We start from the raw sequence: 15,098 nt of genomic DNA on the forward strand, positions 1-15,098 counted from the left end.
GTGAGGGGGGCGGAGCGTGGACGTCACGACCGCCCTCGGCGACCCTGGTCCAGGAGCGCCTGCCGAACCGATAGCGGGGAGACTGGCTTATATGAGCGAGCGCGACCTTCAGCCGAAAGGCCCGTCGTCGGCGGGCACCTGGTGCTGCCTGGGCGGGGGCCGGATCTACACGGAGGCGGACAAGGAACTGGCCGACGCGATCGGGCTCAGTTTCCCCGTTGTCCCGGCGGCGGCCCGCGCCTCACGGGCCTTTCTGGAGCGGGTCGTGGACCACACCGCACGGGCGGGCATCGCGCAGTTCCTCGATCTGGGCACCGGGCTGCCCGTCGATCCGAACACCCACCAGGTCGCGCAGGCCATCGAGAAGAGCGCGCGGATCGTGTACGTCGACAACGACCCGACCGTCCTCGAACACGCACGCGCGCTGAAGACCATCGGATCCCCCGAAGGCGCCGTCAACTATGTGGACGCCGACGTCCGCGACGTCCAGGAAGTCCTCGACGAAGCCCGCAAGATCCTCGACCTGGACCGGCCCGTCACGGTCCTGATGCTGTCCATGCTCGGGCACATCGAGGACCCCGCTGAGGCGAGCGAGATCGCCCGGCGCTACATGCGCGCCATGGCGCCCGGCAGCTATCTCGCCATCTGCGACTCGTTCGACACCCCGGACATGCGGGCGGCGGCCGCGGCGTACGCGGCGGGCGGCGGCCCGCCGGTCCATCTCCGCACGGCCGCCCAACTGGAGCCCGCCGGTACCGGCCTCGAATTCCTCGCCCCGGTCGGCCCCATCTCCCTCTGGCACCCGACCGAACCGGCACCCGAGCCCGTGGACCAGTGGGGATTCGTCGCGCGGAAGCCCCTGCTCCCCACGGAGTAGGCGCAGTCGGCCCCCGTTCCTGTCCGGTGGGAGGCGGTCGCGGTCGCCGGGGAGGCTCGGCAGCGATCGACCATTAGGGCATTTGAGGCATATCGTGGGTATTGATACCTCGATCCGGCGTCAGGGGTTGATCATGGGCGAGGAAGTGGTCGTAGCGGTCATAGCGGTGATATGCGCGTGCGCGATCTACGCGCTGGCAGCCGCCCGGGTCGTCAAGCAGTACGAACGAGGCGTGGTCTTCCGTCTCGGCCGGCTGCGCGAGGGCATCCGAGGGCCAGGGTTCACGCTGATCGTCCCGTTCGTGGACAGGCTGAGCAAGGTCAACATGCAGATCGTGACGATGCCCGTCCCCGCGCAGGACGGCATCACGCGCGACAACGTCACCGTGCGCGTGGACGCGGTCATCTACTTCAAGGTGGTCGACGCGGCGGAAGCGCTGATCCGTGTCGAGGACTACCGGTTCGCGGTGTCGCAGATGGCACAGACGTCGTTGCGGTCGATCATCGGTAAGAGCGAGCTGGACGATCTGCTCTCGAACCGCGAGAAGCTGAACCAGGGCCTGGAGCTGATGATCGACAGCCCGTCCGTCGGCTGGGGCGTGCAGATCGACCGGGTCGAGATCAAGGACGTGTCGTTGCCGGAGACCATGAAGCGGTCGATGGCGCGCCAGGCCGAGGCGAACCGTGAGCGCCGCGCGCGGGTGATCAACGCGGACGCGGAGCTACAGGCGTCGAAGAAGCTCTCCGAGGCGGCCCGCCAGATGGCCGGCCAGCCCGCCGCGCTTCAACTGAGGCTGCTGCAGACCGTGGTGGCTGTCGCCGCGGAGAAGAACTCCACGCTCGTTCTGCCCTTCCCCGTCGAACTGCTCCGCTTCCTCGAACGCGCCACGCCCGCCGAGGCGGCGCAGGCCGTGCAGGCGGTCTCGGGCGCCGTACAGGCGGCTCCGACTCCGACTCCCGAAGCGAAGGAGAACGAGAAGGAGAAGGAGAAGAAGCAGGAACAGGAACAGGGGCAGGAATCGCAGGGACGGGAGAAGCAGACCGTCTGAACCGGTCGTGCTCGCGCGGTGAGCGGGGCGGACGGACGGGCGGGCGGACGGGCGGGCGGACGGGCGGGCGGACGGCGAGAACCGTCCGCCCGCCCGTCTGCGCTTCCGTCCGGAACGGCTGCGGCGAAGGACGACATCCGCTCCGTTACGGGTAGACGTACAGTGCCCACCTGGCGCCGGTGCGGACGCACGCGTGCTCGCCGACCTGTGTCTGACCCACCTCGAAGCACTCGTCGATGGTGTCGTAGTAACCGACGAGGACGGGTGCTGACGCGGCGGCCGAGGCGGGTGCCGCGACGGCACCCCCGGCGAGCATGACGGCTCCCAGCGCCACGCCTACGGCCCAGATTCTGGTACGCATACGATTCTCCCCCTTTGGTCCGGTCTCTTACTCGACGGCAACTTCGCACAGCCGCACAAGGCGGGCAATACGTCCCGCCGTCGATGGCCGGATCCGGTGCCCGCCTCCCCGCGTGTCCCGCGGATCTGGCCGAAGTCGGGCGGTGGAAAGATCCGGACGGCAGGCCCTGGGCCCCGGCCGTTGTTCTGCTCCGTCCGGAGCGGTCACACGGCCCCTTGTCGCAGGTGGGGACGCCCGTGCGGGCGGGCCAAGTGCCGTGCGGAGTACCGGTGTTCAGAGACGGCGTGCCGCCCACACCGTGCGCTCGGTGCGCACCGTCAGGTCGTCGCGGCGCAGGATGCTGTGGGGGCTCGCGGTGTCGAGCAGTCGGTCGAGCGCGGTGAGGTCTTCGGGCGTCAGGTCCTCGGCGACGCCGCCCCGCAAGCGGGTCAGGCTGCTGAGCGCGTAGCGGCCGACGGCCTCGGTGTGGGGCGGACCCAGGTTGACGGTGATGGTGCGTTCGCCCTCGACGGTGAAGCCGGCGGCGGTCAGCTTGGGGCCCCAGTCGGCGCCACGGTGGGGCAGGTGCTCGGAATGGTGGCGGTCGATCGCCGTGTGGCAGCGTTCTTCGAGTCCGGGACGGTCCGCCGGGGCATCTTCGGGCAGGAAGCGCGGGAAGCCCGCCAGTTCGACGACGGCGAACAGCCCGCCGGGGGCCAGCGTTTCGTGGACCTCGCGCAGGGTGCGGTCGGGGTCGGCCATGTGGTGCATGGAGGCTGACGCCCATACGAGTTCGGGCGTGCCGAGCTCCGGCCAGGCCCCGTCGAGGTCGGCTTGAACGATGCGTACCCGATCGGTGAGACCGGCTGCCCCGGCCTTGTGCCGCAGGCGGTTCAGGTGGCTGGTCGAGGTGTCGACGGCGGTCACCTCGGCCTCGGGGAAGCGCTTGAGCAGGGCGAGGGTGCCGGCCCCGGTTCCGCAGCCCAGATCCACGATGTGGCGGGGGTCGGCTTTGACGGGCAGCCATGCGGTGATGGAGGCGATGTGTTCGGCCAGCACCTCGGCGTCCAGGTCGAGGATCTCCGCTTGGTCGTCCTGGCCGGGGGCGTCGGTGTGTGCGTGGACGTGGGCGTCGGTGTGTGCGTGGACGTGGGCGTCGGCGTCGTGCGCGGCGTGTGTCATGGCGCCCACGTTAAAAGGATCATGAGCGTGCCGCCCGGTCGCTTCCCGGAACAGCAAGAAGGCGGCGTCTGGCCTGCTCGCCGCGCAAGCGGCCGTCAGCGCGACGGGCTGTCGTCGTTGCGTTGGTGGCCCCTGCGGGCATCGCGGTCGAAGATGCCGAGGATCTCGCACGGTCCCCCTTCGGCGCCGATCGCGTGCGGCAGCATCGTGGGGAACTCGGCGGCCTGGTTGGTCTCCACCCGCAGGCGCCGGTTGCCCAGGAGCAGGACGGCGGTGCCGGAGAGGACGACGAGCCATTCGCGGCCCGGGTGGGCGCGCATGCCGGAGGGGCTGTCGGGCGGTGGGTCCGTCATGCGCTGACGGATGACGGTCAGGCCGGGGTCCGCCCGGACGGGCCAGCGCATTTGCTGGCGTGCGGAGTCGATCGTCGGGCTGGAGATGACGTCGTCCGTGGCCGTCTCGACCAGTTGGTCGAGGGTGGTGTCCAGGGCGCGGGCGAGGGTGACGAGCTGGTCGAGAGCGAGGCGGCGCTGACCGTTCTCGATCCGGCTGAGCGTGGAAGGGCTGAGGCGGGCGCGGGTGGCCAGCTCGTCCAGGGACAAGCCCTGCGCCACGCGCAGGGCGCGGACCCGTTTGCGTACCAGGCTGTCCAGATCTCCATCGTCTTGCGTCATAGGCAACATCTTATGCGTCATGCGCAAACGGTGCCAAGTGTGGTCGTACGAGGGTTCGCTCGGGGCCCGCCCACCGCGAGGAGACGTACGTCATGCCCGTAACGACTGTTGAGCACGAGACCGTTGACGCCGTCGTGATCGGCGGCGGCGCCGCGGGCCTGAACGGCGCGCTGATGCTCGCCCGCTCCCGCCGCTCCGTCGTCGTGATCGACGGCGGTACGCCCCGCAACGCGCCCGCCGACGGCGTGCACGGCCTCCTCGGCCAGGAGGGCGTTCCGCCGGCGGACCTGCTGCGCCGGGGGCGCGAGGAGGTGCGCGGCTACGGCGGCGAGGTGATGGCCGGCGAAGTGATCGGCGCCGCCCCGGCCGACCCCTCCGCCGAGGGTGATCCGCGCTTCACCGTCACGCTCGCCGACGGCGGCGCCCTGCGGGCGCGCCGGCTGCTGGTCGCCACCGGACTGCGCGACGTACTGCCCGACGTTCCCGGGCTGGCCCAGCACTGGGGGCACGGTGTGGTGCACTGCCCGTACTGCCACGGCTGGGAGGTGCGCGACGAACCGATCGGGATCCTGGCCGTCGGCCCGGCGTCCGTCCACCACGCCCTGCTGTTCCGGCAGTTGACCGACGACCTCGTCTACTTCACCCGCGGCACCGGCCCGGACGAGGAGACCCGGGCGCGCTTCGCCGCCCGCGGCATCCGCGTCGTCGACACCCCGGTGGCAGCGGTCGAGTCCACCCAGGACGGCGACATCGCGGGCGTGCGGCTGACCGACGGGCGGTTCGTGGCCCGCCGCGTCGTCGCGGTGGCGACCGGCATGGTGGCCCGTACCGACGGCCTGGCCGGTCTGAATCTGCCGATGGAGGACCTGCCGGGCGGCATGGGCCGCCACTTCGCCACCGGCACGGCCGGGACCACGCGGGTCCCGGGCGTATGGGTGGCCGGCAACGCCACCGACCCGGCCGCCCAGGTCGGCGCCTCCGCCGCCGCGGGCGCCCTGGCCGGCGCACACATCAACGCCGACCTGGCCACGGCCGACACGGACGCGGCCCTCGCCGCCGCGCGGCAGGACACGCGCTAACCGCCGGCCTTCGGCGCCGCGCGCACGCGCGCACGTCCGCCCCGCTTGCCGAGGAGGCCGCGGACTCGACAGGGGCCGGAGCCGGTACGGGCCGCGTCGGCCGGCTCGTCGGCGGTGGTGTCAGGGTCCGGACGGTTTCGGGGCCCGGCGTGCCGTGAGGGCGAGCACGAACCTTCTGGGCAGGGTGTGCATCAGGGCGGCGGCAAGGGCGTTGGCGCGCCCCGACACGACGGTGGGGCGGCCGGTGCCCAGGGCGCGGAAGGCGCTGTCGACGACTTGCTCGGGGGTCTGGAAGCGGACGCCCCCGGTGGGGGTGCCCGAGGCCTGGTAGAACTCGCTGCTGGTGGGGCCCGGTGACAGGCACAGGACGCGAAGCCGGCTGTCGCGGGTCTCGGCCCACAGGGCTTCGGTGAAGGAGAGCACGAAGGCCTTCGCCGCCGCGTAGACGGCCATTCCGGGCATGGGCGCGTAGCCGGTCAGGCTGGCCACGTTGATCAGCAGACCCGCTTCGGCGTCGAGCAGGTCGCGCCAGAACGCCTTCGTCAGATCGGTCAGGGCGGTGACGTCCACGGCGATCTGCCGGGCGACGTCGTCCGCGTCGGCCTGTGCGAACGGTTCGGTCCGGCCGTAGCCCGCGCAGTTCACCAACGCGCCCGCGACGACGCCCCGTTCGGCGAGCCGGGCGCGCAGCACGGAGCCCGGCCGGGGCCCGGTGAGGTCCAGGGCGACGGGCGTCACCGTCACCGCGTACCGCTCCCGCAACTCCGCCGCGAGGTCTTCGAGCCGTTCCAGGCGCCGGGCCACCAGGACCACGTCGTCGCCCTGTCGCGCGAAGCGGCGGGCGAACTCCTCGCCCATGCCCGAACTCGCTCCGGTGACGACCGTGGTCCTCGGCATGACTGCTCCTCTTGAGTTGACAGGTGTTAAGTCCACGGTCGGCACGGTACATTGACACCCGTTAACCAGCAAGGCCGGAAGAGGCGCCAACCGAAGCGCGGAGCAAGCGCGGGCCAAGCGCGAAAGACGTGCGGAGGATGGCGGATGACCGTCGGCACAGCGGACAAGGGCGGCCGTGACCTGCGGCAGGCCCTGATCGATGCCGCCTCGGCACTCCTACGGGAACCGCGCCCGACCCCCGCCCCGTCGCTGCGGGCCGTGGCCCGAGCCTGCGGCGTCTCGGCGACCGCCGTCTACCTGCACTTCGACTCATGGACGGCACTCATCGAGGCCGTGCTCGAACAGCACTTCACCGAGGCCCGGGACAGGGCCGAGGCGGCGATCGAGGCCGCCACCGGGCCGCGGAACCGCCTGGACGCCTTCGCGCAGACGTACGTCGACTGGGCGCTGGCGCATCCGGGGCCGTACCAACTGGTCTTCGAAAGCGTCGACTGGCTGAAGGAGACCGACGCCGTCCGCACCTGGATGGAGGACCGCACCGCCGCCATGGCCCAGGACCTACGAGCGGCCGACCCCACCGCCGACGAGGCCGACACCCTGGAACGGGCCGAACAACTGTGGACCGCGCTCCACGGCATCATCTCCGGCCGCTGCCGCCAGGGGCGGCACGTGTGGCGCCAGAGCGTCACCGACGAGGTGGCGAGCATGGTGACCATCTTCGCGGGCGCCCGTCGCACCGATCGCGGCGGCGGACAGCCGCCGGCGGCCTGATCCGGGAAGGGACTCAGCCCAGCCGCTCCTGCTCGGGTGAGGACGACGGCGCACCGGTCCACCGGCGCGGAGCGGCTTCGAGGCCGGCGACGGCAGCGGTGCCGGTGGTGCCGGTCGCGTCGGTCGCGTCCGAGGCCCAGGCGACCACCCCGTCAGGACGTACCAACACCCCTGTCGGCGCCGCGTGTTCGTCGGTCACTCCGTGCCCGCGCACGAACACTGTTCTATGTGCGAACAGTGTTCGTGTCAACTTCTGATCGCCGGGACGGGCGGTCGCGCCGAGACCTCAACCCATGCGCGGCTGCCGCACCCCGTTCCGCACTCCGGAGTCACCACCGGCGGACGGGCCGTCCCGTTCAGGCGCCGGCGCCGCCGTCCACCGGCACCAGCGCGCCGGTCACCATCGAGGCCCGGTCGCTGAGCAGCCACGCCGCCGCCTCGGCGACCTCGCGGGGCTCGGCCATGCGGCCGAGCGGGATGGCCTGCTCCAGGCGCTCGACAAGGCCCGGGGACGCCGCCTCCCACGAGTCGATCATCTCCGTCGCGGTGCCGCCGGGGGTGATGCCGTTCACCCGGATGCCGTCACGGGCCCAGCTGACCGCGGCGGTCTCGGTGATGCTGTTGAGCGCGCGCTTCATCGCGCCGTACGCGGGAAGCTCCGGGTTCGCGCGGCGGCTGCCGATGCTTGAGGTGTTGACGATCGCCCCGCCGCCGCCCCGGCGCATGAGCGCGGCCTCGGCGGTCATGGCGGTCCAGTGCGAGCGGAAGTTCACGGCGAACTGCTCGTCGATGTCTTCGTCGGTGGTGGTGTCGAGCGGGCCGGGCCGACGCTGGATGGCCGCGCCGTTGTTGAAGGCGCCGTCGAGCCTGCCGTGCAGTTCCTCGACGCGGTCGACCGCCGCGCGGACGCTCGTACGGTCGGCGAGGTCCAGGGTGACGGCGTCGGCCACGCCTCCCTCGGCGCGGATCTCGGTGACGATGCGGTCGAGTGCGTCGGTGCCCCGGGCGGCGAGCACGACGGCGGCGCCCTCGGCGGCGAAGAGGCGGGCCGCTGCCGCCCCGATGCCCCGGCTGGCGCCGGTGATGAGCACGACCTTGCCGGTGAGCAGTCCGATGGGGGTGGTGTCGATGTTGTTCGTCATACCGACAGCCTCGCGGCGGCCCGGATCCGGATACAGGCACAGCCGGTACCAGGATCCGCCGCCGCGCGGCGCGCAGACTGGGGGTATGGACAAGCAGGAGCTGGGAGCGTTTCTCCGTAGCCGCCGCGAGCGGCTCCGGCCCGAGGACGTCGGCCTCCCCTCGGGCTCGCGACGCCGGACGCCGGGTCTGCGCCGTGAGGAGGTGGCGGTGCTCGCGCACATCTCCACGGAGTACTACGTCCGGCTGGAGCAGGGCAGGGCGCCGCGCCCGTCGGGCGAGGTGCTCGCAGGGATCGGAGGCGCGCTGCGGCTCACGGACGCCGAGTCCGATCACCTCCACGCCCTCGCGGGCACCGCGCCGAACCGTACCGGCACCCATCGGCGCGACGTCCGCCCCAGCATCCTCGCGCTCCTCGAACGGCTGCCGCAGACGGCCGCCTTCGTGACATCCGCCGCGTTCGAGGTGCTGGCGTGGAACCATCTCGCGGCCGCGCTCATGGAGGATTTCGCCGAACTCGCCCCGCAGGACCGCAATCTCGCTCGCCGTGCGTTCCTCGCGTCGCCGCGCGCCGATACGCCGCTGTACGGGGTCTCCGACGCCGCGGAGTTCCGGCACCATGTCGTCATGGGGCTCCGGTCCACCCTCGCCCGGTACCCGTCCGACCCCGCGGTCACCGGGCTCGTCGACGAACTCCTCGACGGCAGCCCCGAGTTCGCCCGGCTCTGGGAGCGGCACGACGTGCAGGCCGCGCAGATGCTCACGAAGACGTTCCGTCACCCGGCCGTCGGGGAGATCACCGTCGACTGCGACTCGCTCGCCCTCACGGACCGCGACCAGAACCTCGTGCTCTACAGCGCGCCGGTCGGATCCCGTGACGCCGAGGCTCTGGCTCTGCTGAACGTACTGGGAACCGAGAGCGTCAACGCGAGCGGATCGCTCTGAGCCGGTCCTTCCCGTGATCGTGGGCACCGGCCCGGTCGGCGTACGGGCGAACAGCTCCACGCCGAGTTCCCGCTCCAGGCCGCGGATCAAGGCTCCGGCCCCTCCCACGGCGGACCGCGGTCCAGCTGCCGGCAATCGTCGTCGCGGCGGCCAACCCGGTTCCGCCGGCGGAGATTCCCGTGGGCGGGTAGGCCTCAGCCCTTGACGGCCTCCGCGATCCGCTGGGCGGCCTCGGCGGGCGTGAGGTGCGTGGTGTCGACGACCTCGGCCTCGCTGTGCAGCCAGGTGCGGGCCGCCTCGGCGTAGGGCTCAAGGTATTCGAGACGGAAGGTGGAGGGGCCAAGAACGGTGTCCCCGTCGATACGCCCCCGGAGGGTGTCCTGATCGGCGTGGAGGACGAAGTGCCTTACCGGGATGGCATGTTGCGCGAGTCCTGCGCTGATCTCTCGCCAGTACTCCTCGACCAGGACAGTCATGGGCATCACCAGGGTGCCGCCGGTGTAGTCGAGTACGCGACGGGCGGTCTCGACCACGAGTGGCCGCCACGGCGGCCAGTGCTGGAAGTTGTCCGTCCGCGGCAGTCCGGGCGTGATGTCCATGAGTGTCTCGCCGACCTTCTCGGCGTCGAACACCCGTGAATCCGGGAGGAGTCGCTGCACGAGCGCACTGGTCGTCGTCTTGCCCGCGCCGTGGGTGCCGTTGAGCCATACGATCATGGGCCCGACGCTAGCGGTCGACGGTCCGCGTGAGGTGCCGATCGCGCATACCCGGTCCAACGTACGGGTACGCCTCCGCTCCTGCCGACGAACCCCGAACCCCGAACCGTGAACCCCGAACCCCGAACCCCGAGCCGCGTGCAGGGCAAGGCCAAGGGGCGGCCGGGATGTCAGAGGGTCGCCATAAGGTCATCTCGAACAGGCAGGGGGCCTGTTCGTTTCCGGAGGGAGAGCACGTGGACGACGGCATTCAGTGGATGGTCGGCGCGACGGCGAGTTCCGGGTGGATGCTGGATGTGCACTTCGCCCGCGGCATCGACGCCGAGGAACTGGCGCTTCGTATGGGGGCGCCGCGCGGGGCGAGGGCGGAACCGATGACCGACGCCGAGATGACCGATCTTGACATCGACGCCTATCCCGACCGTGGGCCGAGCAGCGCCGTGGTCCGCGTCGGCGAGCACGCCGGCTGGACGTTCGCCATCACATACGGCCCCTACCTCGACCGACTGGATGAGGTCTCACGCGCCGGCGTGGAAGCCGTCCACTACCACTACAACTCGGAGCACCCACCCACGACCGTCGGTTACGCGCGCGACGGCCGCACCCTCTGCGGATTTGGGCTGTGCGACGAGCGCCACCGCAACGGTCACGAGCCCGACCTGCTCCTGCCCGACCTCGTGGCGGCCGGAATCCTGCACCCCGACGGAGAGAACTACCGCGATTCCGGCATCGATGACTACGGCGATCGCGGACGCCTCGGCCTGGCCGTCTTCGAGGAACGCTTCGGCCTCTCCCTGCCCCGCACCGTACTCACCGAGGACTCCCTTCCCGTATACGCGATCATGGGCTCACCGGCCCCCGACTTCGTGGAGATCTCCGCGTGGGCCGCAGCTCACGGCAGACCTCTCCCCGACGAACGCCTGCGCCTGATACCGGCTGGTCTGCGCGGCGAATACGAGCAGGCCACCGACCCCCAGTGGTGGGAACGCCAGACACGCCACAGCAGCTCCGGCCGAGGTCTCACCCCGCTCCGCACCAGCGGAGTCGTGGAAGGCGGGCCCGCATCGGATCAGGTGCGGTGAGATCGGAGCGGGTGGCCTGAGACGGGACACCACCGGAGGGAGCCGTCCGCGCACGGACGGCCGCCGTGTCGGGTGGAACACTTTTGCAAGCGGGTGCTTGCAAAAGTTAGCAAGAGTGGGCACCCTGGAGTCATGGCATCACTCAACGTCGGCAATCTCGGTGAGTATCTGCGCGAGCAGCGGCGCAACGCGCAGCTGTCGTTGCGGCAGCTCTCCGAAGCCGCCGGGGTGTCCAATCCGTATCTCAGCCAGATCGAACGCGGTCTGCGCAAGCCGAGCGCGGACATCCTGCAGCAGCTCGCCAAGGCGCTGCGGATCTCCGCCGAGACGCTGTACGTGCAGGCCGGGATGCTCGACGAGCGGGAGCGCGAGGAGTTGGAGACGCGAGCCGTCATCCTCGCCGACCCGTCGATAGACGAGCGGCAGAAGCAGGTGCTCCTGCAGATCTACGAGTCCTTCCGCAAGGAGAACGGGCTCGGCGCGACGAGCACGGAAGCGACGGTGACCGCGGAATCGGCCGGTAAGGGCGCCGGTACCGGTAGCGGGGACGCCGACGAGGACACGTCCGGTACGGCCGGCGGCGGTGCTGCCACCCCACCCTCACACTGATCCGGAGGACCACAGTCATGGCCATCGCCGATGACCTGCGCAAGACGTTCAGCGACCCGACCCCCCTCTACTTCGCGGCCGGTACGGCGGATCTCGCCGTCGAGCAGGCCAAGAAGGTTCCCGGGCTGATCGAGCAGCTCCGCGCGGAGGCCCCGGGCCGTATCGACGCGGTACGCAACGCCGACCCCAAGATCGTCCAGGACAAGGTCGCCTCGCAGGCCAAGGAAGCGCAGACGACCGTCCAGTCCAAGGTCACCGAGGTTCTCGGGTCGCTCGACACCGACCTGAAGAAGCTGGGCGAGACCGCTCAGGATCTCGCGCTGCGGGGCGTGGGCGTGGCCGCGGAGTACGCGGTCAGGGCCCGTGAGACGTACGAGAAGGTCGCCGAGCGCGGCGAGCACTCCGTACGGACCTGGCGGGGCGAGGCCGCGGACGAGATGACGGAGATCGCCATCGCCGTCGAGCCCCAGACGAAGCAGACCGCCAAGCCCGCGGCCAAGTCGGCTCCGGTCAAGCCGGCCCCCGCGAAGCCCGCAGCCGCGAAGCCTGCGGCCGCCAAGCCCGCGGCCGCCAAGGCGAAGCCGGAGGCCAAGGCCACCGGTGCCAAGCCCGCCGCGCGCAAGACGCCCCCCACCCGCAAGCCGGCCACGGCCAAGAAGGCCACCCCGCCCGCGAGCAAGTAGCACGTCGGCCGGTGCGACCTCGGCCAATACAACGGTCCGGGCACCACAGCGGTGTCCGGACCGTTGTACGGGTACCTTGGCGGCACATGATTCGGACAGAAACGGGCGGTGGGCAACGTGTTGATGGCTGGCTTCGACGGGCTTGTGGCGCTGTTGAGCATCCCGGTGACCGTGTTCGGCGCCTTCGCGCTGGTCGACGCGTTCATCCGGCGTGAGGACGCCTTCCGTGCCGCGGACAAGCAGACCAAGCCGTTCTGGCTGATCATTCTCGGCATCGCCCTCGTGGTGAGCCTGATCTTCCCGCTGCTGTCGTTCCTGCCGATCATCGGGCTGATCGCGATCATCGTGTACTTCGTCGATGTGCGCCCCGCGATCAAGCAGGTCGGCGGCGGCGGTGGGGGACGCCGGAGCGGCGGCTCCAGCAGCGACGGGCCGTACGGGCCGTACAACGGTGGTCGCTGAGTCGTCGAGCCGCTGAGCGGGGACGTACGGTCCGCCCGCTCGGACCTCAGGCGGTGACCGCTCGCTCCGCCACCCGCCCGCGGTCCAGCAGCAGTACGGCCACGTCGTCCGTCAGTTCGCCGCCGTTCAGCTCCCGCACCTGAGCCACCGCCGCCTCCAGCAGTTCCTCGCCGTTCAGGCCCCGCGCCAGCAGGCCGGTGATCATGTCGACCATGCCGTCCTGACCGAGCCGCTGTTTCGTACCCGCCCCGACGCGGCCCTCTATCAGCCCGTCCGTGTACATCATCAGACTCCACGCCTCACCCAGCTCGACCTCGCGGCGCGGCCAGCGGGCGCGCGGCAGCAGGCCGAGGGCGGGGCCGCCCTCGTCGTACGGCAGCAGCTCGGGCACCCGGCCGGCGCGGACGACCAGCGGGGACGGATGGCCGGCCAGGCAGAGGCCCGCCCGCCGGCCGTCCGGCGCGATGTCGACCGTGCAGAGGGTCGCGAAGATCTCCTCGCTCTCCCGCTCGTGCTCCAGCACCTTCTGGAGCGTCGAGAGCAGAATGTCCCCGCTGAGCCCGGCGAAGGTCAGCGCCCGCCAGGCGATACGCAGCTCCACACCCAGCGCGGCCTCGTCCGGGCCGTGGCCGCAGACGTCGCCGATCATCACGTGGACCGTGCCGTCGGGCGTACGGACCGTGTCGTAGAAGTCACCGCCGAGCAGCGCACGGGAGCGGCCGGGCCGGTATCTGGAGGCGAAACGCAGGTTCGACCCCTGGAGGAGCGGTGTGGGCAGCAGACCGCGCTCCAGCCGGGCGTTCTCCTGCGCCCGCAGCCGGGACTCGGTGAGCTGGCGCTGCGCGACGTCCGCGCGCTTGCGTTCGACGGCGTAGCGGATGGCGCGGCTCAGCAGCCGGCTGTCCAGCTCGTCGCGGAAGAGATAGTCCTGCGCGCCCACGCGCACCGCCGCGGCGGCACGCTCGCTGTCGCCTTCGGCGGCCAGCGCGAGAACGGCGTGGCGGGGCGCGAGCCGCAGCACGTGCTTGAGCGGCGCGAGGCCGTCGAGGTCGCCCTCGTACCGGCCCGGCAGCGCGAGATCCACCAGGATGCACTGGATGTCGTCGGTGAGCAGCCGCTCTGCCTCGGTGAGGTTGCGCGCGGTGCGGATACGGACCCGGGTGCCCGCCGCGTCGGGAAGTTCCGGTGCGCTGAAGGTGCCCGCGGGATCGTCCTCGATGACGAGGAGCGTGAGGTCGCCGCCTCCGCCGGAGGTCTCCGGGGCGGGCGCACTCTCGACTGTCGAGCCGGTGCGCTGTCGCGGCACCGGTACAGGTACGGCCATCGGTCTGTGAGTCCTTCCCTCCCCCCGAGGGCGCGGTGGAACGCCGATCGACGTCCCACCGACCGGGACCCTAGCGGTAGCCGACGCCCGAAAGGAATGGCGTACGGAACGCCGTACGGAGAAGATCCCGCGCCATATGCCGCTTCCCGCCACGCATCCGGCACGATCGGCCCGCCGCGGGAGCCGAAACGGCCATGACAAACATCACGTGCGAGGAGTCGCGAGGCCCCCGCTTGTCCGGTCCTACTTGTCCGGCCTGACGACCCCGAGGATCAGCATCGAGCCCGCTCCCGTCAGCGTGACCTGTCGGCCCGGCCGCGGCGCGTGGACGATGGAGCCGTCGCCCACGTACATGCCGACATGGCTCGCGTCCTGGTGGTAGATGATCAGATCGCCGGGCCGCATCTGCGCGACGGGGATACGGGGGAGCAGCCTCCACTGTTCCTGCGAGGTGCGCGGGATGACCTTGCCGGCCGCCCGCCACGCCTCGGAGGTCAGCCCCGAGCAGTCGAACGACGCCGGGCCCTCGGCGCCCCACACGTACGGCTTGCCGATCTGCGCCGTCGCGTACGCGATCGCTTCCTTGCCCTGGGCGCTCGCCTTGCCGTTGATGTCCTTGAGCGCGCCCGAACCCAACCAGGCCTCCTGCTCCTTCGCCGCGTCCTGCTGCTCCAGCATCAGCAGCCGGTCGCGCTCCTCCTTCTCCAGCCCCGCCTCGATCTTCTTGGCGGCCTTTATCTTCTGGTTGATCTCTTTCTTCGCCTTCGCCTGCTTGACCCGGCTCGCTTCGAGCTTGGTCCACTCGGCACCGGCCTTCTTCGTGTACGCCGTCAAGTTGTCCTGCGCCTCGGTCATTTGACCGAGGAGGTCCTTGGTCGCCTTCTGGCCCCGCTGGACGCGGCCCGCGCCGTCGAGGAACAGCTGAGGGTCGTCGGTGAGCAGCAGCCGGGCCTCGGGCGGCAGTCCCCCGTCGCGGTACTGCGCGCGGGCCGCGGCGCCGGCCTGCCGCTTGAGCCTGTCGATCCGGACCTGGCCGCCGACGATCTCGCTCGACAGCCTGACCAGTTCGGCCGACTGGTTGTCGGCGCGCTCCTCGGCGAGGTTGTACGCGTCGGTGGCCGAGGCCGCCCTGCCGTACAGCCCGTCGATCTTCCTCCGCACCGCTTCGAGCTTCGAGTCGTCCGCGCCGGGGGCCTTGCCGTCCGCACCCGGCGGCAGGGACCGGTCGAAGGGCCGGGGCGCCACCGGTGGGCTGTCTCTTATACACAT

At 71.1% G+C, this 15,098-nt stretch carries 18 protein-coding genes; 9 read left to right on the forward strand and 9 right to left on the reverse strand.

Going from position 1 to position 15,098, the window contains the following annotated elements:
- Positions 1-91: 91 nt before the first annotated feature.
- Both P3L51_RS16320 and P3L51_RS16325 read left to right on the forward strand, forming a co-directional pair.
- Entirely contained in the window at positions 92-877 is a 786-nt protein-coding gene (locus P3L51_RS16320) for an SAM-dependent methyltransferase (protein ID WP_354605944.1), read from the forward strand.
- A gap of 133 nt (positions 878-1,010) precedes the next feature.
- Entirely contained in the window at positions 1,011-1,925 is a 915-nt protein-coding gene (locus tag P3L51_RS16325; RefSeq protein ID WP_354605945.1) for a slipin family protein, read from the forward strand.
- A 145-nt stretch (positions 1,926-2,070) separates the two neighbouring features.
- Here the strand turns inward: P3L51_RS16325 and P3L51_RS16330 are convergent, their stop codons facing one another.
- The 3 genes from P3L51_RS16330 to P3L51_RS16340 form a co-directional block, all read right to left on the reverse strand.
- A complete protein-coding gene (locus P3L51_RS16330; RefSeq protein WP_354605946.1) occupies positions 2,071-2,286 on the reverse strand; it encodes a hypothetical protein in 216 nt (71 codons plus the stop codon).
- 273 nt (positions 2,287-2,559) lie between these two features.
- On the reverse strand, positions 2,560-3,447 hold the full coding sequence (locus P3L51_RS16335; RefSeq protein WP_435594461.1) for a class I SAM-dependent methyltransferase: 888 nt from the start codon (positions 3,445-3,447) through the stop codon (positions 2,560-2,562).
- Positions 3,448-3,542: 95 nt separating this feature from the next.
- On the reverse strand, positions 3,543-4,121 hold the full coding sequence (locus P3L51_RS16340; protein WP_354605948.1) for a helix-turn-helix domain-containing protein: 579 nt from the start codon (positions 4,119-4,121) through the stop codon (positions 3,543-3,545).
- A gap of 92 nt (positions 4,122-4,213) precedes the next feature.
- On the opposite strand from P3L51_RS16340, the gene P3L51_RS16345 reads away from it, so the two are divergent.
- Positions 4,214-5,200 carry an NAD(P)/FAD-dependent oxidoreductase gene (locus P3L51_RS16345; protein ID WP_354605949.1) on the forward strand — a complete coding sequence of 329 codons (987 nt, stop codon included), beginning with the start codon at positions 4,214-4,216 and terminating at the stop codon, positions 5,198-5,200.
- A 120-nt stretch (positions 5,201-5,320) separates the two neighbouring features.
- Here P3L51_RS16345 and P3L51_RS16350 read toward each other — a convergent pair whose 3' ends face one another.
- Positions 5,321-6,097, reverse strand: a complete 777-nt coding sequence (locus tag P3L51_RS16350) for an SDR family NAD(P)-dependent oxidoreductase (protein WP_354605950.1) — start codon at positions 6,095-6,097, stop codon at positions 5,321-5,323.
- Between the two features lie 144 nt (positions 6,098-6,241).
- On the opposite strand from P3L51_RS16350, the gene P3L51_RS16355 reads away from it, so the two are divergent.
- Entirely contained in the window at positions 6,242-6,868 is a 627-nt protein-coding gene (locus P3L51_RS16355) for a TetR/AcrR family transcriptional regulator (RefSeq protein ID WP_354605951.1), read from the forward strand.
- A 13-nt stretch (positions 6,869-6,881) separates the two neighbouring features.
- Here P3L51_RS16355 and P3L51_RS16360 read toward each other — a convergent pair whose 3' ends face one another.
- Positions 6,882-7,082 carry an aromatic-ring hydroxylase C-terminal domain-containing protein gene (locus P3L51_RS16360; RefSeq protein WP_435594462.1) on the reverse strand — a complete coding sequence of 67 codons (201 nt, stop codon included), beginning with the start codon at positions 7,080-7,082 and terminating at the stop codon, positions 6,882-6,884.
- A gap of 142 nt (positions 7,083-7,224) precedes the next feature.
- Positions 7,225-8,010: an SDR family NAD(P)-dependent oxidoreductase gene (locus tag P3L51_RS16365; RefSeq protein WP_354605953.1), complete on the reverse strand. Its 786-nt coding sequence runs from the start codon at positions 8,008-8,010 to the stop codon at positions 7,225-7,227.
- A gap of 85 nt (positions 8,011-8,095) precedes the next feature.
- Here P3L51_RS16365 and P3L51_RS16370 point away from each other — a divergent pair, with 85 nt between their 5' ends.
- Complete coding sequence (locus P3L51_RS16370; protein ID WP_354605954.1) at positions 8,096-8,953, forward strand: helix-turn-helix transcriptional regulator; 858 nt, start codon at positions 8,096-8,098, stop codon at positions 8,951-8,953.
- 194 nt (positions 8,954-9,147) lie between these two features.
- Here P3L51_RS16370 and P3L51_RS16380 read toward each other — a convergent pair whose 3' ends face one another.
- Positions 9,148-9,669, reverse strand: a complete 522-nt coding sequence (locus P3L51_RS16380) for an AAA family ATPase (RefSeq protein WP_354605955.1) — start codon at positions 9,667-9,669, stop codon at positions 9,148-9,150.
- A 236-nt stretch (positions 9,670-9,905) separates the two neighbouring features.
- Between P3L51_RS16380 and P3L51_RS16385 the strand changes: the two genes are divergently transcribed.
- The 4 genes from P3L51_RS16385 (at position 9,906) to P3L51_RS16400 (ending at position 12,505) form a co-directional block, all read left to right on the forward strand.
- Positions 9,906-10,751: a DUF6461 domain-containing protein gene (locus P3L51_RS16385; RefSeq protein ID WP_354605956.1), complete on the forward strand. Its 846-nt coding sequence runs from the start codon at positions 9,906-9,908 to the stop codon at positions 10,749-10,751.
- Positions 10,752-10,883: 132 nt separating this feature from the next.
- On the forward strand, positions 10,884-11,360 hold the full coding sequence (locus P3L51_RS16390) for a helix-turn-helix domain-containing protein (protein ID WP_354605957.1): 477 nt from the start codon (positions 10,884-10,886) through the stop codon (positions 11,358-11,360).
- 17 nt (positions 11,361-11,377) lie between these two features.
- Positions 11,378-12,043 (forward strand): hypothetical protein, encoded by a 666-nt coding sequence (locus P3L51_RS16395; RefSeq protein ID WP_354605958.1) that lies wholly within the window; start codon positions 11,378-11,380, stop codon positions 12,041-12,043.
- A gap of 123 nt (positions 12,044-12,166) precedes the next feature.
- Positions 12,167-12,505 (forward strand): DUF2516 family protein, encoded by a 339-nt coding sequence (locus P3L51_RS16400; RefSeq protein ID WP_354605959.1) that lies wholly within the window; start codon positions 12,167-12,169, stop codon positions 12,503-12,505.
- Positions 12,506-12,551: 46 nt separating this feature from the next.
- Here the strand turns inward: P3L51_RS16400 and P3L51_RS16405 are convergent, their stop codons facing one another.
- Together P3L51_RS16405 and P3L51_RS16410 are read right to left on the reverse strand one after the other, a co-directional pair.
- The gene (locus tag P3L51_RS16405) at positions 12,552-13,829 is read right to left on the reverse strand and encodes a PP2C family protein-serine/threonine phosphatase (RefSeq protein WP_354605960.1); all 1,278 of its coding nucleotides are present in this window, start codon (positions 13,827-13,829) and stop codon (positions 12,552-12,554) included.
- Positions 13,830-14,072: 243 nt separating this feature from the next.
- A complete protein-coding gene (locus tag P3L51_RS16410; protein WP_354605961.1) occupies positions 14,073-15,098 on the reverse strand; it encodes a C40 family peptidase in 1,026 nt (341 codons plus the stop codon).

It is taken from the genome of Streptomyces panacea (assembly GCF_040560175.1).
Classification (GTDB): domain Bacteria; phylum Actinomycetota; class Actinomycetes; order Streptomycetales; family Streptomycetaceae; genus Streptomyces; species Streptomyces panacea.